Below are 21,957 nucleotides of genomic sequence, written 5' to 3' on the forward strand. Positions count from 1 at the left end.
GCAAGCCCCCTGAATAAAAGCCAACACCCATTTTGATTCGTTAGGAGCTGCACCATGTCCATTCGCCGTTTTGCCCTCGCTGCCCTTGCCAGCGCCCTGATTGCAGGCCCGCTGGCCGCCGCAGAAACCCTGCTCAACGTGTCCTACGACCCGACCCGTGAGCTGTACAGTGAATTCAACGCGGCCTTCAACAAACACTGGCAGGCCCAGGGCCATGACCCCGTTACCATCCAGCAGTCCCACGGCGGTTCGGGCAAGCAGGCCCGTGCGGTGATCGACGGCCTGCGTGCCGACGTGGTGACCCTGGCCCTGGCTGGCGATATCGACGAGCTGCACAGGCTCGGCAAGCTGATCCCGGAAAACTGGCAGGAGCGTCTGCCGCAATCGAGCACGCCCTACACCTCGACCATTGTGTTCCTGGTACGCAAGGGCAACCCGCAAGGCATCAAGGACTGGGATGACCTGGTCAAGCCGGGCGTGAACGTGATCACCCCCAACCCGAAAACCTCTGGCGGCGCGCGCTGGAACTTCCTCGCCGCCTGGGCCTATGCCCAACAGAAATACGGCAGCGAAGCCAAGGCTCAGGAATTCGTCGCCAAGCTCTACAAGAACGTGCCGGTACTCGACACCGGCGCCCGCGGCTCGACCATCACCTTCGTCAACAACCAGATCGGCGACGTGCTACTGGCCTGGGAAAACGAAGCCTTCCTGGCCCTGAAGGAACAGGGTGGCGACAACTTCGAGATAGTCGCGCCGTCGCTGTCGATCCTCGCCGAGCCGCCGGTGGCGGTGGTCGACAAGAACGTCGACAAGAAAGGCACCCGCAAGGTCGCCGAGGCCTACCTCGACTACCTGTACAGCGACGAAGGCCAGCGCCTGGCGGCCAAGCATTTCTACCGCCCGCGTAATGAGGCCATCGCCGGTGAGTTCGCCAAGCAGTTTCCGGCGCTGAAACTGGTGACCATAGACCGGGACTTCGACGGCTGGAAAACCGCGCAGCCGAAGTTCTTCGATGACGGCGGGGTGTTCGACCAGATCTACCAGGCCCAGTGAGTTCGAAGAGCGAACGTAGGATGGGTTGAGGCGCGCAGCGCCGATACCCATCGCCGCGCGGCATGGGTATCGCTGCGCTCAACCCATCCTACGTCCTACATGCCGATTTGAGCGTTCCAACGCAGAAGCCAATAAGGACAGACAATGTCTAGCTGTACCTCCCCCGTTATACCCGGCTTCGGGCTGACGCTGGGTTACACCCTGGTGTACCTCAGCCTGTTGGTGCTGATTCCCCTGGGTGCCATGTTCGTCCACGCCGCCCAGCTCACCTGGGCTGATTTCTGGGCCATCATTTCCGCGCCGCGGGTGCTGGCGGCGCTCAAGCTGAGCTTCGCCAGCGCCTTCGCCGCTGCGATCATCAACGGCATCATCGGCACATTGCTGGCCTGGGCGCTGGTGCGCTACCGCTTCCCGGGGCGCAAGCTGATCGAGGCGATGATCGACCTGCCGTTCGCCTTGCCCACTGCGGTGGCCGGTATTGCCCTGACCGCCCTGTATGCCCCAAGCGGGCTGGTCGGCCAGTTCGCCACCGACCTGGGCCTGAAGATTGCCTACACGCCGATCGGCATCACCCTGGCGCTGACCTTCGTTACCCTGCCGTTCGTGGTGCGCACCATCCAGCCGGTACTCGCCGATATCCCCCGTGAAGTCGAGGAAGCGGCGGCCTGCCTGGGCGCCAAGCCCCTGCAGGTGTTCCGTCACGTACTGCTGCCGTCGCTGTTGCCGGCCTGGCTGACCGGCTTCTCCCTGGCCTTTGCCCGGGGGGTGGGTGAGTACGGCTCGGTGATCTTCATCGCCGGCAACATGCCGATGAAGACCGAGATCCTGCCGCTGCTGATCATGGTCAAGCTCGACCAGTACGACTACACCGGCGCCACCGCCATCGGCGTGCTGATGCTGGTGGTGTCCTTCATTTTGCTGCTGCTGATCAACCTGCTGCAGCGCCAGGTCGGCAAAGCCTGAGGAGGTCGCCATGTCTTCTATCACCCTGACCGCTTCAGCCTCGGCCAATGCCGCGCGGCGCGGCAACCTGCTGGGTCGGCGCCTGCTGATCTTCGGCGCCTGGCTGGCGTTCGTGCTGTTCCTGCTGCTGCCCTTGCTGGTGGTGCTCGGCGAGGCGCTGAAGCAGGGCCTGGGCACCTTCTTCGGCGCGATCTTCGAGGCCGACGCCATCTCCGCGCTGAAGCTGACCCTGCTGGCGGTGGGTATTTCGCTGCCGCTCAACCTGCTGTTTGGCGTCTGCGCCGCCTGGTGCGTGAGCAAGTACCAGTTCCGTGGCAAGAGCATCCTGGTGACCCTGATCGACCTGCCGTTCTCGGTGTCGCCGGTGATCGCCGGGCTGGTCTACGTGCTGCTGTTCGGTGCCCAGGGCTTCTTCGGCGAGTGGCTGCAGGAACATGACATCCAGATCGTCTTCGCCCTGCCGGCCATCGTCCTCGCCACGCTGTTCGTCACCGTGCCCTTCGTCGCCCGCGAGCTGATCCCGCTGATGCAGGAGCAGGGCACCCAGGAAGAGGAGGCCGCGCGCCTGCTCGGCGCGAGCGGCTGGCAGATGTTCTGGCACGTGACCCTGCCGAATATCCAATGGGCCCTGATCTACGGCGTGGTGCTGTGCAGCGCGCGGGCCATGGGCGAGTTCGGTGCGGTGTCGGTGGTCTCCGGGCATATCCGTGGCTACACCAATACGCTGCCGCTGCACGTCGAGATCCTCTACAACGAATACAACCACGTCGCTGCCTTCAGCGTCGCCAGCCTGTTGCTGCTGCTGGCGCTGCTGATCCTGCTGCTCAAGCAGTGGAGCGAGTCACGCATCAACCGCCTGAAAGCCAGTGCCGGCGAGGAATAATTTATGTCGATTGCAATCAGCCATGTCAGCAAGCAGTTCAACGCGTTCAAGGCGCTGAACGACATCAACCTGAATATCCACAGCGGCGAGCTGGTAGCCCTGCTCGGCCCGTCCGGCTGCGGCAAGACCACCCTGCTGCGGATCATCGCCGGCCTGGAAACCCCGGACAGCGGCAGCATCCAGTTCCACGGCGAAGACGTGTCGCGGTATGACGTGCGCGAGCGCAACGTCGGCTTCGTCTTCCAGCATTACGCGCTGTTCCGCCATATGACGGTGTTCGACAACGTCGCCTTCGGCCTGCGCATGAAACCCAGGAAGCAACGCCTGCCCGAGGCGCAGATCCGCAGGAAGGTCCACGATCTGCTCGACCTGGTGCAGCTCGACTGGCTCGCCGAGCGCTACCCGGAGCAACTCTCCGGCGGCCAGCGCCAGCGCATCGCCCTGGCCCGCGCCCTGGCGGTGGAGCCCAAGGTGCTGCTGCTCGACGAACCCTTCGGCGCGCTGGACGCCAAGGTGCGCAAGGAGCTGCGCCGCTGGCTGGCGCGCCTGCATGAGGAAGTGCACCTGACCAGCGTGTTCGTCACCCACGACCAGGAAGAAGCCATGGAAGTGGCCGATCGCATCGTGGTGATGAACAAGGGCGTGATCGAGCAGGTCGGCGGGCCGGGCGAGGTGTACGAACAACCGGCCAGCGACTTCGTCTACCACTTCCTCGGCGACGCCAACCGCCTGTATGTCGGCGACGACAGCCACGTACTGTTCCGCCCCCACGAGATTCACCTCTCACGCCAGGCCGAGGCCGGTCACCAGGCCGGCGAAGTGCGCGACATCCGCCCGCTCGGCGCGATCACCCGGGTGACCCTCAAGGTCGCCGGACAGAGCGAGCCGATCGAGGCCGAAGTGGCTAAGGACCACCTCAGCCTGGCCAACCTGAGCCGCGGTGCAACCCTGTACTTCAAGCCCAAGGCGGGACAACCGACCTATTAAGAGGGCTGCCGCCTGGCAGTCGGCGATACCCATGAACATCCGCATGGGTATCGCTTCGCTCAGCACATCCTACGAACCACGCCAACGCGAAACAGCGCCCGCGCCAGGCAACCAAACCTTGACGGCAAATTTTCGACGAAATCACTCTTTCGAGGCATGCTTGCAAACCGTAGGCGCAGTACCCTCTTGCGCTTGATGGATATGCCCCCTGTCTCCGCATTGCTCAAAAAAATAACAAGGAGCACCCCCGGAATGCGCACCATGCCGTTCTTTCGTCACATTTCCCTCTGCCTGTTCGGCGCCCTCGCCTGCCTCGCACCGCTGACTTTCGCCGAGGCGGTCAGCCCGCAGGAACAGGTCCAGGTTCAGGCCAGCCGGGCGACCAGCAGCCTGATGCTGTTACGCGGCGAAGGTTTCCAAAAGAAACATCAGGACACCCTCGACACCGACCTGCAGGCACTGGCGGGTGCGGTGCAAAGCCTGCCGCAAGGGAGCGATGCCCTGGGCAACGCGCACCAGCAACTGGTGGTGCAGATCCGCCGCGGTGTGGCCTTTGGCCCGAACGAAGCAGACATGCCCTGGCGCTATCCGGAAGAACTGAGCAAGGCGCTGCTGGGCGTACTGCACGAAGCCCGTCAGCTGGCGCCAGAGGGCGACAGCGAGCTGGCCGCCAAGCTCGAATACCTCTGCGTGCAGTACCTGAGCCGCGCCTATCTCGGCAACTTCGAAATCGCCCGCGAGCAGACCGACACCTACCTCGGTCAGGACGAGCGCAAGCTGGTGCCCGCCATCGATGGCGAACTGGCCACGCTGGCGGCCAGCGACTTGAGCAAGCTGAAGGTCCGCTGGGACTACCTGAAAGCCGCGCTGAACGACCTGAACAGCCAGAGCAGCGCCCTGCAAAGCGCCTCCGGCCGGGCCTTTGCGCCCATGACCGTGTATCGCCATACCCGCTCGCTGACCCAGCAGTGGATGGCGATGCAGTAGATCGACGGGACCGCGGCCGCAGACTGGGAGCCTGTCGGACTTGACCGTTCGTAGCGAGGGAAAGTCCGGTTCGAGTCAGTTTTGTTGATCTTTCGAGGCGAATAGCTAGCTATTTAACGAGAAAGAGCGGCAAAAATGACCGAATCCGGCTTTTCCGCAGTAGAACAGCGTTAAGTCCGACAGGCTCCTAGGTTTCAGCCCACTGCGGAACAACCTTGAACCTGGCTGGGCTGAAGCGGATTGCCGCCCGGCCCATGCATCACGGCCCGAACGGAACCGGCTGGCGCAGTTGGCGAGCGTTTTTTACAACCGCTCAGGCCCTCGCCTTCTTCGCCCGGATGCAGGTCGGCCCGGCACGCTGCACCACCGCCTGCTCGACCTCCTTGCGCAGGCCCAGCAGGAACGCCGCTTCGGCGGCCACGAACAGCGGGCCGATCAGCAGCCCCATGAGGTCATCGACGAACGCCGGTTTGCGCCCCTCGTAGTAATGACCGACGAACTGGATGATCCAGCCGATGATGAACAGCGCCAGGCCGCTGCCCAGCCACAGCGCCGTCGACTGCAACGCCAGCAGCGCGCCCGCCCACAGGCAGAGCCACAGCAGCGCGGCCATCAACAGGCCGAAACGCAGATCGAGACGCAGGTAGAACACACCGGCGGCCAACGCGGTCAAGGTCGCCGGCGACAGCCACAACCCGGCCAGTGGCACACCGGGACGCGACAGCAGCACGGCGACGGCCAGCACGATCAGCGGAATGCCGATGAAATGACTGCAGATATTGCGGCGGTCACGGTGATAGGCGGCGTACTGGGCGAGGTGATCGACAAGGGTTTTCATTATGATGGTGCTCATGCAAGACAGGCCTGTGCATGGTGGAACAGCCGCACCGGCGCACTCTGTCGGCTAGCCGACAAACTCTGGAGAAGCGCATGAAAGACCCGCGCGCCTACCGTGCCTGCCTGCAGGGCGGACACTGGTTCAGCGCCCTGCCCGCAGCCCTGCAGGATGCGCTGCTCGAGATGGCCCAGGTGCAACGACTGGACGCCGGCCAACGGCTGTTCCGCCGCGGCGATCCGCCCAGCGGGCTGTATGCGGTGGTCGAGGGCGCCATGCGCATCGGCGCGGTCAGTGCCAGTGGCAAGGAGGCGTTGCTGACCCTGATCGAGGCGCCCTACTGGTTCGGCGAAGTCTCCCTGTTCGACGGCCAGCCGCGCACCCACGATGCCTTCGCCGAAGGGGCCAGCACCCTGCTGCTGGTGCCACAGGCCGCCCTGCTCGCGCTGCTCGAGCGCCAGCCGCAGTACTGGCGCGACTTCGCCCTGCTGATGAGCCAGAAACTGCGCCTGGCGTTTATCGCCCTGGAGCAGATGAGCCTGCTGCCCGCCGCCCCGCGCCTGGCCCGCCGACTGCTGATGATCGCCGAGAACTACGGCGAGGGCGAACCGCGCCGGGTGATCCACCTGGCCCAGGAACAGCTGGCGCTGATGCTGGCGATCTCGCGGCAGACCACCAACCAGATCCTCCAGGAACTGCAGGCCCAGGGCATCGTGCGCCTGACCTACGGCGAGATCGAGATCCTCGATCTCGCCCGTCTGCGCCAAGCCGCCTCCCCGTAGGGTGCGCTGCGCGCACCACTCACACGGACGATCAGGCACCCCAGCGCCTTGGTGCGCACGGCGCACCCTACCTGGCGAAGTCCAACAACAATCCCTCTTAACGCAACTTCTCCAGCATCTGGTAGTACCACATGCCCGCCGCCAGCATCGGGTTGCCGAACAGGTCGCCGAGCGGCACCTTGATCTGCTTGCAGGCAGCAAAGGTGTCGAACTGCTCCAGCGTGCCGGTCAGGGCGTTGGCCATGATCTCGCCCATGATGTGGCTGGTGGCGATGCCGTGGCCGGAGTAGCCCTGGCAATACCAGACGTTGTCCGAGAGCTTGCCCAGCTGCGGGATGCGGTTGATCACGATGCCCATGGCGCAGCTCCACTGGAAGTCGATCGCCACCCCCTTGAGCTGCGGAAAGGTGCGCTCGATGCCGGGGCGCAGCTCGGCGGCGATGTCCCGCGAGTCGCGCCCCGAGTAGTTGCAGCCGCCGCCGAACAGCAGGCGCTTGTCGGCGGTCAGGCGGTAGTAGTCGAGAACGAAGCGGCAGTCGTAGACGGCCAGGTCCTGCGGGTTGAGCTGCTCGGCCAGCTCGCCCAGCGGGGCGGTGGTGACGATGCCGCCCATGGCCGGGAAGATCAGGCCCTTGAGCTTGTTCGCCTCCAGCTTGTGGTAGACATCGCCGGCCAGCAGCACCTGCTTGGCATTGATCCGCCCGGCGGCGGTGACCACCGCCGGGTTGGCACCATGCACGATCTCCAGCACCGGCGAGTGTTCGAAGATCAGCGCGCCCAGGCTCGCCGCGGCCCTGGCCTCACCGATGCACAGATTGAGCGGGTGCAGGTGCATGTTGCGGCTGTTCTTCAGCGCGCCGCAGTAGAGGTCGCTGGCCAGATGGCGCTGTACGCCGGCGCGATCGAGCAGGGTCACCTCGCTGGCCATGCCATGGCGCACGGCTTCGGCGTGAGCGGCCTCCAACTCGGCCATATGCACCGGCTTCATCGCCGCGTGCAGGTGGCCGTGCTTGAGGTCGCACTGGATGGCGTACTTGTCTACCCGGCTCTTGATGATGGCGTGGCCGCGCCAGCGCAGCTGCCAGATGAAGTCATCCACCTCCTCGCCCAGGCTGCTGCGCATCTGCTTGCGCATGGCCGCGTCGCCCGACAGGCTGCCGGTGACCTGGCCGCCGTTGCGCCCGGTGGCGCCCCAGCCGATCTTGTGGGCCTCGACGATGGCCACCTTGAGGCCACGCTCGGCCAGTTCGACGGCGCTGGCGACCCCGGTGAAGCCACCGCCGATGATCACCACATCGACGCTGACCTCACCCTTGAGCGTCGGGTAGTCGGTTTCCTGGTTGAGGCTGGCGCTGTAGTACGACGGGCAGCGCTCGGCTGCGGGGATGACGGCATTGATGGCGGCGGTCATGGGGAAATCCGTTGTGATGAGCCGCGGCCTTGGCGGCGGCTGTTGATCGGCTTGTTCGCGGCTGAAGCCCCTCCCACGGATCCCAGCGTTCCTGTGGGAGGGGCTTTAGCCGCGAAGCTTGGCGGAGGGTGGCTCAGGCCTGGGTCAGGTACCAGCGCCAATCCTGCTCGCCGACCTCGGCCATGAACTGGCGGTACTCGGCGCGCTTGATTGCCAGGTAGACCTTGAGAAACTCCTGACCCAGGGCTTCACGCGCCCAGGTGGAGCACTCCAGCGCCTGGATCGAGGTCAGCCAGTCGGTGGGCAGCAACTCCTTGGCCTGGGCATAGCCGTTGCCCTCGATCGGTGCGCCCGGATCGAGCTGCTCGCGGATGCCGCGGTGGATACCGGCGAGGATCGCCGCAGCGGCCAGATAAGGGTTGGCATCGGCGCCGCAGATGCGGTGCTCGATATGCCGGGTATTGGCCGGCCCACCGGGCACGCGCAGGCTCACGGTGCGGTTATCGACGCCCCAGGTCGGCGCCAGCGGCGCGTAGCTGTTGGCCTGGAAGCGCCGGTAGGAGTTGGCGTTGGGGCAGAACAGCAACAGCGAGTCGAGCAGGCTCGCCAGCATGCCCGCGACCGCCTGGCCCAGCAGCGGCGTGCCGGCCGGTTGCTCGCTGGCGAACAGGTTGCGACCCTGCGCGTCGGCCAGGCTGACATGCATGTGCATGCCGGTGCCGGCCAGGTGGTCGAACGGCTTGGCCATGAAACAGGCCTGCATCCCGTGCTGGTGCGCCACGCCCTTGACCAGGCGCTTGTAGCGCACCGCCTGATCCATGGCCAGCAACGCGTCGCCATGCTCCAGGGTGATTTCCACCTGGCCCGGGGCGTATTCGGAAATCGCCGTGCGCGCCGGAATGCCCTGCAGCGTGCAGGCGGCGTAGAGGTCGGCGAGGAAGGGTTCGATCTGCTCCAGCTCGCGCAGGCCATAGACCTGGGTGCTGCGCGGACGGCCGCCATCCCGGTCGAGCGCCGGCTGCGGCCGGCCCTGGTGGTCGCGCTGCTGGTCGAGCAGGTAGAACTCCAGCTCGCAGGCCATCACCGGGTGGTAACCCTCGGCCTTGAGCGCATCGATCACCCGCGTCAGCAGGTGCCGCGGGTCGGCGACGGTGGCCGGCATGCCTTCGCTGGGGTGCATGCAGACCTGCACCGCGGCGGTGGGGATCTGCCGCCAGGGCATGCGGGTCAGGCTGCCGGCCAGCGGGTAGGCGCGGCAGTCGATATCGCCAACCTCCCAGACCAGCCCGGTGTCCTCGACGTCGTCGCCGTTGATGCTCAGGCCGAGGATGGTGCTCGGCAGCGGCCGGCCGCTGGCATAGACGGCGAGCAGCTCGTCGCGATGGAGCAATTTGCCGCGCGGCACGCCATTGGCGTCGAGGATGAACAGCTCGAACAGGTCGATATCGGGGTTTTGCGCCAGGAATTCCTGGGCATCTTGCACGGAGGCGAATGGCATGGGGCTCTCGTTAGCGCCAAGGGCGCACGTCCGGCCGGTGGCGGCAGGACACAATCATCGGAAGGGCCGCACGCGGGTGCGGCCGACTTATTCAGACTAGAACGAAAGCGCTATCCGGTGGGCGGGCATGACGGCAATGCCATAGCGCCCAGAACGCAAGGATTTCAGGCAGCAGCGGGTTGAGCCGATCGACGCCGAAGAACAACCGTTCCCGTCGCGACGGAAAGAACAGGGGCCGAAACAGGCAACTCAGGGGCGAACTCATGGGCTGAGACTCGCATGCTGGCAAGCAGGGGTTAAATCTGAATTTTCACACAGTCAGTTATGACTGGACTAAACAGTCCTCGGCTTGGCCCTAGTCGACGCTGGCGCCCCAGCGCGGCTGCTCTGGCCGCGCTGGTTCGAGTTTGATCGGCGCAGAGCGGAGCAGACCGTCCTCGATCTGCCCGGACAGGTGATGGACCCCGGCGAGCACGCCGCGGTCGGGACTGCGCATCAGCTCGAGCCACTCCTCGTCGAAGGCGGCATTGAGATTCTTGCGCAGCAGCGCTTCCGTTTCCGGTCGCTCGTTCGCCCGGGCGATGGCCGTGAAAACCGCCACGCCGATGGAAATCACCGCACCGCCGCCGCCCCCGACTATCGCCGAGACTCCGCTGGCGGCGCCGCGGGTGGCGAGATCGTCCACCAGCCGCTCGCTGGTTCGTTGCGCCACCGACGAAATGCCCGGGTCCGTCGACCAGTCGCCCAGGCCTCCGGGGGTGGTGCGGATGCGTTTGATCAGGGCCCGATAGGCCGGCAGCCTGTCGAGCGGGTCGGCGTGCACGACCTGGTAGAGCGAGGCGCCGGGGGCAAGCGCAATCGCCGGAATCTCCTTGAGGCGCTGGTCGAACTGTTCCCGTGGTACGCCATGGCGCGGCCCGATACCCTGCAGCCGATGGTCGAGTTGACGGACGTAGAGCCCGGTCGTGCGCTGCATGATCTGCTCCGGGCTGGTCTCCTCGGCGACCGGCTCCAGCACGCGATCCTGGTACTTCTCCTGCAGATAGAGAGCCAGCCGGTTGACGGTCGGATCCTTCTCGCCTCCGGCACTCAGCTTGTACCAGGACACTTTCATGCTCAGCCATTGCTGGGTCCAGTAGCTGGAAAACCACGGAATGAACGCGTCGTCGGTTTGCCGGTAAACCAGATCCATCCAGCGCTGCATGTCCTTCAGGGCATGCGCTCTGGCCTGCTCCGAGGCGGCCCGCGATGCCGCGGCGATGTCGCGGTCGACCTGCCGCCAGGTGCTCGCGGCAACCTGCACCGGCGGGTCGCTGGCACAACCCGCCAGCGCCAGCAGCCAGACAATGCTCAAGACACGCAGATTCGGCATCCGCAGCCTGCGCGGCAACACTTCACGCGCCAACGCACAGGTCGCCGTCGAGCCTCTTGCGCTGCTCATGGATCTGCTGCCCCGCAGCCCTCGGCGAGCTGCCGTCTTTCCCCTGACTAGCTGCCATGACGCCTGCGCAGCGTTGCCAGCCCCCGCTCCAACGGAACGTCCAGCACGTCCGACTCTGGTGTTTTGAGTATAGGTGCCGGAAAGGAGATTTTCGTCGGGCTGCCCGGCGGCAGCCGGCCAACTGCGCGCAGGTTCAAGGCTCAGCGGTTGGGAAATATCGAGCGCCCTAGCGCGACCATCATTCCCGGCGCGCAACGCGCAGATCCTGTGTTGCTGCGCAAGCCTCGCAGGACGTAGAAATCGTAGGAGCGGCGGCGCCTAGCCCATGCCCGCGATGCTTTGTGCAGGCCCGTAGCCGGATGCAATCCGGGCTACACAAGAATGCTGCCCACTCGGCTTAAGTGAACAGCGTCGCCGCAGCAGGCGAGCGTTGTTTCACAAGCTCTCAGGCTTGTAACCCAGGCGCAGGCCGCCCCAGTGACGGCCCTGCACTCGAATGGGCACGGACAGGTCGTGCATCAGTTCGCCGGTATCGCGCATGTAGGTTTGCAGCAGCAAGCGCTGCTGATGGCTGCCGCAGCGGATGCCGGTGCGGTCGTTGAACAGGCGCTTGCTGCGGCTCTTCGCCGTGTCGCGCACGCGGTCGCCGCTGGGCGGGTGGTTGAAGGCGTTGTTGTGGGTCGGCACATAGCCTTCCGGGGTGCTGACGATGGCGAACACCAACCCTTCGTGACGCGCCAGCAACGGCTCCTGCAGCGTCGGCAAGACCTGATCGGCATAACTGTCGAAGCGGGTCTTGTACTTGGCCGGGAAGCTGCCGGGAATCGGCTGATAGTGACGGTCGAAGAGGTCGTCGAGGCCGACCCGGCCGGCCTGGATGTCGGCCTCGAACTGGGCGGCAATGCTCGCGGCGCCCTCGCGGGCGAGGTCATAGATGCGCTGGTGGTAATCGTCCAGGCCCACTTCGGCGAGCTGTTCGCTGACGGTTTCCGCCTGGCCGACCAGTTGCCCGGCAGCCTCGCCCAGCTGGCGGGTCTGGGTCTCGCTGGCACGCACGTCGCCGCGCAATTGCTCGACGGCAACGAACAGGCTGGCCAGGCGCTCGTGATTGCTCGCCGAGCCGGCGCTGATCTGCGCCACCTGATCTTCCACATCCACGGCCAGGTCGGCGATGCCGTGCAACTGTCCGCCGGTCTCCTCGATCTGCCGGGCGGCCTGATCCAGTTCGCTGGCCTGTTCCTGGATATGCGCCACCACCGCCGAACTCTGCTGGCGGATGTCGCTGACCATCTGGCCGACTTCTTCGGTGGCCGTGGCGGTGCGTGCGGCGAGGTTGCGCACCTCGTCGGCGACCACCGCGAAACCGCGACCCTGCTCACCGGCGCGCGCCGCTTCGATGGCGGCATTGAGCGCCAGCAGGTTGGTCTGGCTAGCGATCGACTGGATCACCTGGGTAACCTGCTCGATCTGTTCGGTACGGCTGCTCAGGCCGTCGATCAATTCGCGACTGGCCGCCGTCTGTGCGCTCAGGCGCTGCATGCGGGCAATCGCCTGGAGCAACGCCTGCTGGCCGTCGGCACTGCTCTGGCGCACGGTCTGCGCAGACTTCAGGGTCTGTTCGGCACGCCGGGCGCTGTCCTGCTCGGTGTGGGTGATGGCATTGGCACCCTGGCTGATCTGCTCGACCGCGAGCAGCTGCGACTTCAGCTTTTCGGCCAATTGCTGCACTGCATGTGCCACCTGGGCGGCGGACAAGGCGTTATGGCAGGTGTGCTGGGACAGGCTTTGGCTCAGCTCACTGAAGTCCACGGTCGCCGCACGGTTGGCCGCCGCAGCGTCGTCCCCGCGCCGCCAGGGACCGAACCAGGGCCACAGGGCCAGCAGCAGCAACAGGGCAATGCTCAGGTAGCCGGACAGCTGGAATTGCTCAACGGCGACGATCAAGGCGACCAACCCGAGCACGTGCATTACGCAGGCGGTGGGGGAGCGGGTAACGGCAGAGCGCATGACGGACCTCATAGTTTTTATTCTGGCGAAACCAGAGCCAACTGCATCCTTACTCACGCAGCTCGCGCACCTGCTGCTCAAGCGTCTGAGCCGTGCGCGCAATGCAGGCGAATCACTCGCCTGTTCACTGAGTCGGCAGGTGCGCGATTATCTGAAGGGCAAGCATCGGCCCGCCTCGGCAACCGCCCTGCGCAGCGGAGGTTGATTCGATCATTCAACGCCGGGTTAGACCATGGCACTTTGGTCGCACACGGCTAACCGGAAAGGCGATGGCGCTGGATAAACCCGCGGTCGAGGTAATCCTTCCAGCGGCCGAACAACTGCCCGCCAGCGCTGCAGTCGCGCCAACTGAGCAAGGCGCCGCCATCGCCGGTGGCGAGCAGCGCCAGACTTTGCCGTTGCGCGCGATAGTCACGCAGCGGCAAGCCACGCAACGCCGCGTTGAGATTGGCCGCCAGTACCGGTGCCTGGCGCACCGAATAGACCCCGCTCTTGCGCGCACCGGGCAGGCTGGCGCAATCGCCGACGGCGAAGATGTGCGGGTGGGAAAGGCTTTGCAGGGTCGCCGCGATCTGCACGAAGCCGTCTGCATCGCTGTCCAGACCGCTCTGCGCCAGCCAGGGCAAGGCCTGCGCGCCACTGGCCAGAAGCAGGCGCTGGCCGCGCCAGACCGGCGCCTCACCGCTGACCAGGCAGTCGTCGTCGATGCGGCTGATCGGGCAGTCTTCGCGCACCCGCACGCCGCGCTGGCGCAAAAGACCGAGGGCACGCATGCGCAGGCCGGCCGAGTGCCCGGCCAGCAGGGGCCCGCGGCAGAACAGCGCCAACTGCGGCACCTGGTCGGCCAGGGCCAGGGCCAATTCGACCCCGGCCGCACCACCGCCGAGAATCGCCATGGGCTGCGGATCCGCCTGCCAGCGTTGCCAACCGGCGAGAAAGTCGGCGAAGGGCTTCACCGCCAGCACCTGCATGCCAGCCCCCGCTTGCGGCGGGCGGAAAACTTGCGCGCCGACATTCAGCGCCAGCCAATCGGCATTCAGGCCACGGCCATCGCTCAGTTGCACCTGTTGCTGCGCGGCCGACAGCGCCTCGACCTGGCCGACAATCAGCTCGACCTTGGCCGCCCGGCACAGCGGCGCCAGCTCGATCTGGCAATCCGCCGCAGCGTAGCGGCCGGCCAGCAAGCCCGGCAACATCCCGGAATACCACGCCTCGTGCCCGGCACTGAGCAGGGCGATGCGCCCAGGCGGTCGCTCGAGCCGCGCCCAGCGGCGCAATACGCCGAGGTGGGCATGGCCGGCACCGATCAATAGCAGGTCATAGTGGTTCATCGAGCCGAGGTTTCCATTGATTTACGGCTGAAACAGTAGCGCATGGTAAAGACTAAGCGCCTGGTCTGTCGCCGGCAGATACAGGCGCTAACGGATTTAGGGATTGTGCAAATATCGAACGCCGTAGCGAGCGTTTCTTCACCAGCTCTCAGGGTTCGACCTGCAATTGCGCCGTGGCGAAATAGCTCTCGACACGCTCGCCGGTGTTGTCGCTGTCCGCGGCGAACACCACGCCGAGAATGCGCCGCGGTGCGCTGCCGAAGGCGGCGATGGCATCGGCGCGCAGGTCGCGACGCTCCTCCAGCCATTGCCCGAGCGGCGCCTGCGGCCCGCGCAGCACCAGCATCTCCACGGTTTCGCTGTAGGCGCTGCGGGCATGGCTGCCGGGCGGCTTGCGGTTGTCCCAGACGTAGCTGAGGGTCGCGGCCGGCAGCTGCGGGTCGTAGAAGGTGCGCGCCAGGCGCAGCTTCTGCCGGGTCAGGAACGGCAGACTGGCCAGTGGGTAATCCAGCAGCACATAGACCCGCGCGGCATAGTCGTCGCCCTCGCGGGTGGCGAAGCGCGCCTGCTCCAACTTCCGTTCGGTGCGCCATTGCCAGCTCAGCTGCCAGGGCTGTTCGCCCGGCAGATCGAGCGGATGCAGCAGGCCACCGGCGGCGGCGTCAGCCTCGATGCGCAGGACCATCCGCCCGTCTTGCTCGACCAGGCTGCGCGCGGAGGGTTTGAGCTTGGGGATATCCGCCAGCCGCCAGGGCGCCGACCATTCGCCCGTTGGCGGACCATCAGCCCAGGGCGTCAGTTGATTGTCGGCATGCACCAGCGGAGCCAGCGCCAACATGGCGATCAGTAATCCTCGCATCAGCGGCGCCGCCAGCTGTGCAAGCGCTCGACCCAGCGCAGCAGCGTCTGCGGCACATGGGCGCGCTTCCATTCGCCGGCCGCGTATTTGTTGGCCTCGGCCATGGTCGGGTAGCTGTGGATGGTGCCGAGGATCTGGTTCAGACCGAGGTTGTGCTTCATCGCCAGCACGTATTCGGCGAGCAGTTCGCCGGCATGTTCGCCAGCGATGCACACGCCGAGAATCTTGTCCTTGCCCGGCACGGTCAGCACCTTGACATAGCCGTGGGCGGCCTCGTCGGCAATCGCCCGGTCGAGGTCGTCGATGCCATAGCGGGTCACTTCATAGGCGATGTTCTGCGCTTGCGCCTCAGCCTCAGAGAGGCCGACCCGCGCCACTTCGGGGTCGGTGAAGGTGCAGTAGGGAATCACCCGGTAGTCCGCCTTGAAGCGCTTGAAACCGGCGAACAGCGCGTTGACCGCGGCGTACCAGGCCTGGTGCGCGGCGACATGGGTGAATTGATAGGGGCCGGTGACATCGCCCACCGCATAGATGTTGGGCAGGCGCGTGGCCAGGTATTCGTCGGTTTCCAGGGTGCCGTTGGGGCGCACCACCAGGCCCAGCTCCTCGACCCCGTAGCCCGAGACATTGGCCACCCGGCCGAGGGCCAGCAGCAGGCAGTCGAAGGCGATGATCACCTCCTCGCCGGTGTCGAGGCGGCGGGCAAGCATGCGCTGCTCGCCATCGACCAGTTCGAAGCGCTCGGCGCGGTGCTGCAGGCGCACATCGACGCCGTCGGCCTGCAGGCTGGCTAGTACCAGGGCGCTGGCATCGGCATCCTCGCGCGGCAGCAGGCGCTCGGCCAGTTCGACCTGGATCACCTGGCTGCCGAGGCGCTGGAAGGCCTGGGCCAGCTCGCAGCCGATCGGTCCGCCGCCCAGCACCAACAGCCAGCGCGGCTGCTCGCGCAGGCTCCAGATGGTGTCCGAGGTGTAGCCCTGCACCTGCTCGATACCGGGGATCTTCGGCACCAGCGGGCGCGCCCCGGCGGCGATGATGATGCTGCGGCTGCTCAGGGTCTGGCCGTTCACCTCCACCGTCCAGGGCGAGGTGAGCTTGGCTTCGCCCTGGATCACCTCGACGCCCAAAGCGCTGTAGCGCTCGACCGAGTCGTGCGGCGCGATGTCGGCGATCACCCGCTGGATGCGCTGCATCACCGCGGGAAAATCCACCGTGCCGCGCATCCCGGCGAAGCCCAGCGCCGCGCCCTTCTTCAATTCATGGGCCAGCCTGGCCGAGCGCAGCAGCGCCTTGGACGGCACGCAGCCGGTGTTCAGGCAGTCGCCGCCCATTTGCTGTTTTTCGATCAGGCTGACCTTGGCCTTCACCGCCGCGGCGATGTAGGCGCTGACCAGGCCGCCGGCACCGGCGCCGATCACCAGCAGGTTGCGGTCGAAGGAATCGGGCTTGAGCCAGCCGGCATACACCCGCCGCGCCTGCACCAGGCCGAGCAGCTTGCGCGCCAGCAGGGGGAACAGGCCGAGCAGGACGAAGGCGCCGATCAGCCCCGGCGAGAGGATCCCGGCCAGGGATTCCAGCTGGCCCAGCTCGCGGCCGGCGTTCACATAGACCAGGGTGCCCGGCAGCATGCCGAGCTGGCTGACCCACCAGTAGGTACGCAGCGGCAGGCGGGTCAGGCCCATGGCCAGGTTGATCAGGAAGAACGGGAACACCGGCACCAGGCGTAGGGCGAACAGGTAGAAGGCGCCTTCGCGCTCGACCCCGGCATCGATGCCGGCCAGGCGTTGACCGAAACGCAGCCGCACCCAGTCGCGCAGCAGGAAGCGGCTGCTGAGCATGGCCAGGCTCGCGCCCAGGGTCGAGGCGAAGGACACCAGCAGCAAACCCTCGAGCAAACCGAACAGCGCGCCGCCCAGCAGGGTCATCAATGCTGCCCCGGGCAGCGACAAGGCGGTGACGGCGACATAGGCGAGGAAGAACAGCCCGGCCGCCTGCCAGGGATTGCTCGCGACCTGGGCGTTCAGCGCCGTCTGTTGCGCCTTGAGCGCCTCCAGGTTGAGGTACTGACCCAGGTCGAAGATGAAGAAGCTGCCGAGCAAGGCCAGGATCAGGCCCAGCAAGGCGAGTTTGCGACTATTCATGGATCAAGCGCCTCCAGTGCGCAGAGGCTTTGGCACAGGCTGAAGCCGGCCAGAACAGCCTGCCGCGGTTGATCCGTGCAGGCGCCGAGAATGCGTGAGCGATAAGACTGCGCCGCCGGACTGCCGGTTGGCCACTGGCGGTCGAAATCGGCGAGAAAGGCATCGTGAGCGTAGTTCAACGGCAGTGCCTCGATAAACAGACCCTCGCGCTGGCAGCGATACAACGCTGCCGGATGGGCCGTGGTGGCGATACGGCTGAGCAGCCCGTAGCGGCCGCCGGCAAAATTCGGCAAGCCGGCCGCGCCGTTATTGATCAACGCAGCGTGGGGCAAGTTCAACGCCACGGCCGTGCAGGTGTGACTGGTGGCCAGTACGCTGACCCGGTTGGTTGCCAGCCAGCGATCCAGTTGCTGCTGCCGCCCGGACTCGGCCAGCGCTTCGCGGGCGCAGTTCCAGCCGGCCAGGGACTGCTCGTCGCCGTGACTGATCGCCACCCGCCGACCGCCGACGCCAACCAGCGCCGTGGCTGGCCGTGCGGCCAGGCGCACGGCCATGCCCGGCAAGGCTTGTACGGTTCTGTTCAGCTCGGCCTGGATCGCATTGGAGCGCTCCACCAGGGCGTCATCCACCGTGAGCGGGTAGGCGCAGCCGCAGCCGGCGCCGCTGTCACCGAGACGCCCGAGTTCGCTTTCGACATTGCCGCGCAGCGCCAGGTGCGCACTCAGGCCCTGCTCGATTTCTTGAAAAATGGCCGGATCGCGGTCAAACCAGTGGGCATCGCCATTGAACACCACACGCGCCTGCGGCTCTGCAGCCAGGCGCTGTGCCAGCGCCGCCAGGGCCTGGCGATTGCCGTAGAGGCCGCCGACCACATACAGGCTCTGGCAGTCGAACAGCGGCTCGCCGGCGAAGGCATCGGCGGGCAGGCGGTAATCCAGCGGACAATCGCGACCGGCGCGCATCAGGCTCTGCCCCGCAGCCAGCCGGGAATCAGGTAACCGAGCACGCACAGGCCCAGGCCATAGAGGTTGGTGCCGAGCAGCAGGGCGTACTTACCGTCGCCGATGGCCCAGCTCTGCGGAATCCAGCCCAGGGTCAGGGCCACACCCAGGCCCAGGCCGGTCCAGAAGCTCAGGTGGAAGCCCAGCCGGGTCAGCACGGTCAGGCCATGCAGGATAAACACCGGGGCCAGGCCGATGACCATGGTGCCGCTGATGGTGGTGGCCTTGAGGATGTCGGTACCGGCGATCATCGGCAGATTGCCGAGCAGGGCGAAGACCACCATCACCGCCATGCCCACGCCTATCGCCTTCTGCCCCAGGTCGCGCCCGGCCAGCTTCGGCAGCTCACGGCCGGCCAGCTTGGCCAGGCTGGAGAAGGTCGAGTCCAGGGTCGAACCGGCGGCCGAGACCATCACCACCGTCATCACCAGCAGCGCACCGATGCCCAGGGTCTTGGCCAGGGCCGCCGGCACGTTGTCCGAGGCGGCCAGTCCGGTTAGTTGCGCATGCACGCCGATCAGGCTGAAGGCGAGGATGGCGATAAAGCCCAGCACCCCGGCGATGACGAAGGAGCGGCGCATGGTCTTTTCGTCGCTGATAAAGCCGCGGTCGGTCAGCACCGGATCATGGAAGCCATAGCTGAAGGCTTGCAGGCCGGCGACCAGGAGCAGATCGACGCCGGCATTCAACGCCCAGCTGCTGGTGCTGACCAGCTCGGCAGGCGAATGCTCAGGCAGCACCAGGCCGAGCACCCAGACCAGGGCGACGACGAAAATCGCCGCCTGGGCGGCGTCGGTGAGGATCGAGCTGCGCAACCCGCCGCGCAGGCTGTAAGCCAGGGTCACGGCGGTGAACAGCAGCGCCGAGGCGATGAATTCGATACTGCCGGAGTCGCCGTAATAGCCGCCGACCACCGCGGTGTTGCTCCACACCTCGTTGAACAGGCGAATCAGAATGGCCGCGGAAAAGGCCAGGGCGGCGCCGCGGCCGTAATGGCTGCTGAGGAAATTCACCAGGCCGGTGGCGGCGAAGCGCCGGCGCAGGCGGTAGATGACGAAGCCGGTGAGCGGGATCGACAGCCAGTACATGGCGTAGGCCAGGCCGCCGACCAGGCCGTAACTGGCGCCCAGGTTGGCGGCATTGGTCACCGACTTGGCGAAGATCCAGCTGATGAAGATGCTCGAGGTCAGCAGCCAGGGCGCGGCACTGCGGCCCTGGCTGTCCTCGCCATTGAAGAAGCCGCCGAGGGTCACGGCACGCGGCGCCAGCGCCAGCATCAAGACGCCGTAGACCAGCAGGAAACCCCAGAAAAACAGCCCGGTGATGCTGGTGGGTTGCATGGACCGATCCTTAGTTAATGTTCAGGGGCACGTGGGTGTGATTCAGCCTGACACCGTAGGGTGCACCGTGCGCACCAGGGCAGACCGCGGATTCTTGGTGCGCACGGCGTACCCTACCCGCGCTAGTCATTAAGCGCACCGCCACAGCTGGAGCCCTGCCCGGCGGTGCAGGCGAAACAGTGATCGCGGGTGACGATGGGGTTGCCGTCCAGCTGGGTATTGAGCAGATCACGCAGATGGGCCCGCTCGCGGCCGATCAACTGGCCCTGCAGTTCAAGCGGCAAATCGAGCATCTGGTTGAAGTCGCAGTCGTACAGGTAGCCCTGCCAGTCGACGCTGACCAGGCTGCGGCACATCAGCGGCTCGAGGTTTTCCGGGCGGTAGCTGTCACGCAGCAACTGCATGTAGGCATTGAACTGGCCCTTGCTGACCAGGGTGCTGCCGAAACGCGCGATCGGCTGGTTGGTGATGCACAGCAGGTGGTTGAACCGGATGCCGAAGTCTTCGGCCAGATGGCGCTTGTAGTCGGCTTCCAGCGCCGGCTGCGGCGGCGGCAGGCTCGGGCCTTGCGGGTTGTACACCAGATTGAGCAGCAAGCCGCTGTCCGCCTGGCCATAGCCCAGGGCATTGAGCTGTTGCAGGCCCCGGATGCTGGCATCGAACACGCCGTCACCGCGCTGTTTGTCGACGTTATCGCGTGAATAACAGGGCAAGGAGGCGCTGACCTCGACGCCCTGCTTGGCGAGAAAGGCGGCCAGGTCTTCCTGACCCGGCTCGCCGAGGATGGTCAGGTTGCAGCGGTCGATCACCCGCAGCCCCTCGCGCCGCGCATGCCGGACGATCTCGCGGAACCGCGGGTGCATCTCCGGCGCGCCGCCGGTCAGGTCCAGGGTATGCACCGGGTGGGCATCGATCACCTGGTGCAGCAGCGCCAGGCTCTCGTCGGTCATCGCCTCGGTGCGGGTCGGCCCGGCGTTGACGTGGCAATGCAGGCAACGCTGGTTGCAGCGATAGGTCAGGTTGATCTGCAAGGCTTCCAGGTGGCCGCGGCGAATCGCCGGAAAGGCCAGTTGGTCGAGCAGAGGCAGCATGGCATGCACAGCGGGTCTCCTTGGGCGAATGCCGGTGGCGTGGTCCTGCTTGATTAGAGTACCGACCGAAGCCGGCGTTACAAGGCGCCGCGCGGGATGACGCACTATAGTACCCGGCGCGGCCCGGCCAGCCGTGCTCATGCACGGCCATTCGCCAAGCTGTCGGGATTGACCGCTAGCGCAGCGTGACGCCTATAGTCGCGCGCCACCACTCACAGGAGAAGACGTCCATGCAACGCTGGGTATTCGCCTTTATCGCCGGTTTTCTCGCGGTGATCTTTTTTCATCAACCGCTGCTCGGCCTGCTGCACGCCTACGGCGTGGTGCCCTTCGCGCCCTTCTCCATCGCGGCCACCGCGCCGCTGCAGGTGCCGGCCTGGCTGTCGGCGTGCTTCTGGGGTGGCATCTGGGGCGTGCTGATGGTCGCCGCTCTGCGCTGGCAGGGCGGTAGTCCGGTGCCCTGGCTCAAGGGCCTGCTGTTCGGCGGCATCGCCCTGACCACGGTGGCGCTGCTGGTGGTGTTCCCGCTCAAGGGGATGGGCTTTGACCCGGCGCAATTGCCCGGGCGCTTTCTGATCGGCTTCCTGCTCAATGGCGCCTGGGGCGTCGGCAGCCTGATCTTCATCCGCACCCTGCAGGGCCGTTAACGGCGCTGCGCCGCTGACGACGGCCATGCACGCCAGCCTGATGAGCCGACGACAATATCCGAAAAAAAAAAGACCCGCCGAAGCGGGTCCTGTGTTCCAGCGTCGGTTACGCCAGCTCGTCGAAGCACTCGGCGATGATCGCCAGGCCCTTGTCGAGCAGGGCGTCTTCGGCGGTCAGCGGCACCAGCACCCGCAGCACGTTGCCGTAGGTCCCGCAGGACAGCAGGATCAGGCCCTTGTCGCGGGCCCTGGCGACGATCTGACCGGTGAGGGCGGCATTCGGTTTGTGCAGATCGCCGCCCTCGCACAGCTCCATGGCGATCATCGCACCGAGGGCGCGCACCTCGCCGATCGCCTTGTGCCTCGCCTGGATGGCCTTGAGGCCGGTGACCAGGCGCTCGCCGACCGCCTTGCAGCGTTCCAGCAGATTTTCCTCCTCGAACACCTGGATCACCGCCAGGGCCGCGGCGCAGGCGATCGGGCTGCCGGCGTAGGTACCGCCCAGGCCGCCCGGGGCGATGGCGTCCATGTACTCGGCCTTTCCGCACACGCCCGCCACCGGGAAACCGCCGGCGATGGATTTGGCGAAGGTGGTCAGGTCGGCGGCTACGCCCATCTGCTCCATGGCGAAGAAGGTGCCGGTACGCCCGGCGCCGGTCTGCACTTCGTCGGCGATCAGGAGAATGCCGTGCTGATCACA

Annotated in this window: 20 protein-coding genes; 8 read left to right on the forward strand and 12 right to left on the reverse strand. The window is 66.1% G+C overall.

Features of this window, described 5'->3' with window-relative positions:
• The first annotated feature begins 54 nt into the window (after window positions 1–54).
• From G9C89_RS18435 to G9C89_RS18455, 5 genes are all read left to right on the forward strand, one after another.
• Window positions 55–1,053, forward strand: a complete 999-nt coding sequence (locus tag G9C89_RS18435) for a sulfate ABC transporter substrate-binding protein (RefSeq protein WP_172150747.1) — start codon at window positions 55–57, stop codon at window positions 1,051–1,053.
• A 144-nt stretch (window positions 1,054–1,197) separates the two neighbouring features.
• Window positions 1,198–2,016 carry a sulfate ABC transporter permease subunit CysT gene (gene cysT / locus G9C89_RS18440; protein WP_172150749.1) on the forward strand — a complete coding sequence of 273 codons (819 nt, stop codon included), beginning with the start codon at window positions 1,198–1,200 and terminating at the stop codon, window positions 2,014–2,016.
• 10 nt (window positions 2,017–2,026) lie between these two features.
• On the forward strand, window positions 2,027–2,899 hold the full coding sequence (cysW, locus tag G9C89_RS18445) for a sulfate ABC transporter permease subunit CysW (RefSeq protein ID WP_172150751.1): 873 nt from the start codon (window positions 2,027–2,029) through the stop codon (window positions 2,897–2,899).
• Between the two features lie 3 nt (window positions 2,900–2,902).
• On the forward strand, window positions 2,903–3,886 hold the full coding sequence (locus G9C89_RS18450; RefSeq protein ID WP_172150753.1) for a sulfate/molybdate ABC transporter ATP-binding protein: 984 nt from the start codon (window positions 2,903–2,905) through the stop codon (window positions 3,884–3,886).
• Between the two features lie 252 nt (window positions 3,887–4,138).
• Window positions 4,139–4,873 carry a hypothetical protein gene (locus G9C89_RS18455; protein ID WP_390623844.1) on the forward strand — a complete coding sequence of 245 codons (735 nt, stop codon included), beginning with the start codon at window positions 4,139–4,141 and terminating at the stop codon, window positions 4,871–4,873.
• A gap of 313 nt (window positions 4,874–5,186) precedes the next feature.
• On the opposite strand, the gene G9C89_RS18460 is transcribed toward G9C89_RS18455, so the two are convergent.
• Window positions 5,187–5,711 carry an Mpo1 family 2-hydroxy fatty acid dioxygenase gene (locus G9C89_RS18460; RefSeq protein WP_172150814.1) on the reverse strand — a complete coding sequence of 175 codons (525 nt, stop codon included), beginning with the start codon at window positions 5,709–5,711 and terminating at the stop codon, window positions 5,187–5,189.
• A gap of 92 nt (window positions 5,712–5,803) precedes the next feature.
• Here G9C89_RS18460 and G9C89_RS18465 point away from each other — a divergent pair, with 92 nt between their 5' ends.
• Entirely contained in the window at window positions 5,804–6,490 is a 687-nt protein-coding gene (locus tag G9C89_RS18465; RefSeq protein WP_172150757.1) for a Crp/Fnr family transcriptional regulator, read from the forward strand.
• 97 nt (window positions 6,491–6,587) lie between these two features.
• Here G9C89_RS18465 and G9C89_RS18470 read toward each other — a convergent pair whose 3' ends face one another.
• The 4 genes from G9C89_RS18470 to G9C89_RS18485 all read right to left on the reverse strand — a co-directional run bounded on the left by G9C89_RS18470 (window position 6,588) and on the right by G9C89_RS18485 (window position 12,859).
• Entirely contained in the window at window positions 6,588–7,889 is a 1,302-nt protein-coding gene (locus G9C89_RS18470) for an NAD(P)/FAD-dependent oxidoreductase (protein WP_390623848.1), read from the reverse strand.
• A 145-nt stretch (window positions 7,890–8,034) separates the two neighbouring features.
• Window positions 8,035–9,399: a glutamine synthetase family protein gene (locus G9C89_RS18475; RefSeq protein WP_172150761.1), complete on the reverse strand. Its 1,365-nt coding sequence runs from the start codon at window positions 9,397–9,399 to the stop codon at window positions 8,035–8,037.
• A 355-nt stretch (window positions 9,400–9,754) separates the two neighbouring features.
• Window positions 9,755–10,840, reverse strand: coding sequence for a hypothetical protein (locus tag G9C89_RS18480; RefSeq protein WP_256674320.1), 1,086 nt, complete (start codon window positions 10,838–10,840; stop codon window positions 9,755–9,757).
• Between the two features lie 435 nt (window positions 10,841–11,275).
• Window positions 11,276–12,859, reverse strand: coding sequence for a methyl-accepting chemotaxis protein (locus G9C89_RS18485; protein ID WP_390623845.1), 1,584 nt, complete (start codon window positions 12,857–12,859; stop codon window positions 11,276–11,278).
• Between G9C89_RS18485 and G9C89_RS18490 the strand changes: the two genes are divergently transcribed.
• Entirely contained in the window at window positions 12,846–13,052 is a 207-nt protein-coding gene (locus G9C89_RS18490) for a hypothetical protein (RefSeq protein WP_172150765.1), read from the forward strand. The genes G9C89_RS18485 and G9C89_RS18490 overlap by 14 nt on opposite strands.
• 49 nt (window positions 13,053–13,101) lie before the next feature.
• Here G9C89_RS18490 and G9C89_RS18495 read toward each other — a convergent pair whose 3' ends face one another.
• The 6 genes from G9C89_RS18495 to arsS form a co-directional block, all read right to left on the reverse strand.
• The gene (locus G9C89_RS18495; protein WP_172150767.1) at window positions 13,102–14,178 is read right to left on the reverse strand and encodes an FAD-dependent oxidoreductase; all 1,077 of its coding nucleotides are present in this window, start codon (window positions 14,176–14,178) and stop codon (window positions 13,102–13,104) included.
• A 148-nt stretch (window positions 14,179–14,326) separates the two neighbouring features.
• Complete coding sequence (locus tag G9C89_RS18500) at window positions 14,327–15,037, reverse strand: DUF3047 domain-containing protein (protein WP_172150769.1); 711 nt, start codon at window positions 15,035–15,037, stop codon at window positions 14,327–14,329.
• Complete coding sequence (locus tag G9C89_RS18505) at window positions 15,037–17,178, reverse strand: FAD-dependent oxidoreductase (protein ID WP_172150771.1); 2,142 nt, start codon at window positions 17,176–17,178, stop codon at window positions 15,037–15,039. The genes G9C89_RS18500 and G9C89_RS18505 overlap by 1 nt, the downstream gene beginning before the upstream one ends.
• Complete coding sequence (locus G9C89_RS18510) at window positions 17,175–18,140, reverse strand: hypothetical protein (protein WP_172150773.1); 966 nt, start codon at window positions 18,138–18,140, stop codon at window positions 17,175–17,177. The genes G9C89_RS18505 and G9C89_RS18510 overlap by 4 nt, the downstream gene beginning before the upstream one ends.
• Entirely contained in the window at window positions 18,140–19,519 is a 1,380-nt protein-coding gene (locus G9C89_RS18515) for a sodium:solute symporter (protein ID WP_172150775.1), read from the reverse strand. The genes G9C89_RS18510 and G9C89_RS18515 overlap by 1 nt, the downstream gene beginning before the upstream one ends.
• Before the next feature lie 122 nt (window positions 19,520–19,641).
• Window positions 19,642–20,610, reverse strand: coding sequence for an arsenosugar biosynthesis radical SAM (seleno)protein ArsS (arsS, locus tag G9C89_RS18520; RefSeq protein WP_178115616.1), 969 nt, complete (start codon window positions 20,608–20,610; stop codon window positions 19,642–19,644).
• Between the two features lie 230 nt (window positions 20,611–20,840).
• Here arsS and G9C89_RS18525 point away from each other — a divergent pair, with 230 nt between their 5' ends.
• The gene (locus tag G9C89_RS18525; RefSeq protein WP_172150779.1) at window positions 20,841–21,257 is read left to right on the forward strand and encodes a hypothetical protein; all 417 of its coding nucleotides are present in this window, start codon (window positions 20,841–20,843) and stop codon (window positions 21,255–21,257) included.
• A 106-nt stretch (window positions 21,258–21,363) separates the two neighbouring features.
• Here the strand turns inward: G9C89_RS18525 and G9C89_RS18530 are convergent.
• Window positions 21,364–21,957, reverse strand: a 594-nt coding sequence (locus tag G9C89_RS18530) for an aminotransferase class III-fold pyridoxal phosphate-dependent enzyme (protein WP_172150781.1), incomplete at its 5' end; no start/stop codon positions are given.

The organism is Pseudomonas tumuqii (assembly GCF_013184545.1).
GTDB classification, from domain to species: Bacteria; Pseudomonadota; Gammaproteobacteria; order Pseudomonadales; family Pseudomonadaceae; genus Aquipseudomonas; species Aquipseudomonas tumuqii.

Excerpts from the sequence above, each read along its gene's own strand:
- G9C89_RS18525 (WP_172150779.1), top strand. The coding sequence starts at position 20,841 with ATGCAACGCTGGGTATTCGCCTTTATCGCCGGTTTTCTCGCGGTGATC.
- G9C89_RS18515 (WP_172150775.1), bottom strand. The coding sequence starts at position 19,519 with ATGCAACCCACCAGCATCACCGGGCTGTTTTTCTGGGGTTTCCTGCTG.
- G9C89_RS18495 (WP_172150767.1), bottom strand. The coding sequence starts at position 14,178 with ATGAACCACTATGACCTGCTATTGATCGGTGCCGGCCATGCCCACCTC.
- G9C89_RS18435 (WP_172150747.1), top strand. The coding sequence starts at position 55 with ATGTCCATTCGCCGTTTTGCCCTCGCTGCCCTTGCCAGCGCCCTGATT.
- G9C89_RS18510 (WP_172150773.1), bottom strand. The coding sequence starts at position 18,140 with ATGCGCGCCGGTCGCGATTGTCCGCTGGATTACCGCCTGCCCGCCGAT.
- G9C89_RS18475 (WP_172150761.1), bottom strand. The coding sequence starts at position 9,399 with ATGCCATTCGCCTCCGTGCAAGATGCCCAGGAATTCCTGGCGCAAAAC.
- G9C89_RS18455 (WP_390623844.1), top strand. The coding sequence starts at position 4,139 with ATGCGCACCATGCCGTTCTTTCGTCACATTTCCCTCTGCCTGTTCGGC.
- G9C89_RS18480 (WP_256674320.1), bottom strand. The coding sequence starts at position 10,840 with ATGAGCAGCGCAAGAGGCTCGACGGCGACCTGTGCGTTGGCGCGTGAA.
- G9C89_RS18485 (WP_390623845.1), bottom strand. The coding sequence starts at position 12,859 with ATGAGGTCCGTCATGCGCTCTGCCGTTACCCGCTCCCCCACCGCCTGC.
- G9C89_RS18465 (WP_172150757.1), top strand. The coding sequence starts at position 5,804 with ATGAAAGACCCGCGCGCCTACCGTGCCTGCCTGCAGGGCGGACACTGG.
- G9C89_RS18500 (WP_172150769.1), bottom strand. The coding sequence starts at position 15,037 with ATGCGAGGATTACTGATCGCCATGTTGGCGCTGGCTCCGCTGGTGCAT.
- G9C89_RS18490 (WP_172150765.1), top strand. The coding sequence starts at position 12,846 with ATGACGGACCTCATAGTTTTTATTCTGGCGAAACCAGAGCCAACTGCA.
- G9C89_RS18505 (WP_172150771.1), bottom strand. The coding sequence starts at position 17,178 with ATGAATAGTCGCAAACTCGCCTTGCTGGGCCTGATCCTGGCCTTGCTC.
- arsS (WP_178115616.1), bottom strand. The coding sequence starts at position 20,610 with ATGCTGCCTCTGCTCGACCAACTGGCCTTTCCGGCGATTCGCCGCGGC.
- G9C89_RS18450 (WP_172150753.1), top strand. The coding sequence starts at position 2,903 with ATGTCGATTGCAATCAGCCATGTCAGCAAGCAGTTCAACGCGTTCAAG.
- G9C89_RS18460 (WP_172150814.1), bottom strand. The coding sequence starts at position 5,711 with ATGAAAACCCTTGTCGATCACCTCGCCCAGTACGCCGCCTATCACCGT.
- cysW (WP_172150751.1), top strand. The coding sequence starts at position 2,027 with ATGTCTTCTATCACCCTGACCGCTTCAGCCTCGGCCAATGCCGCGCGG.
- cysT (WP_172150749.1), top strand. The coding sequence starts at position 1,198 with ATGTCTAGCTGTACCTCCCCCGTTATACCCGGCTTCGGGCTGACGCTG.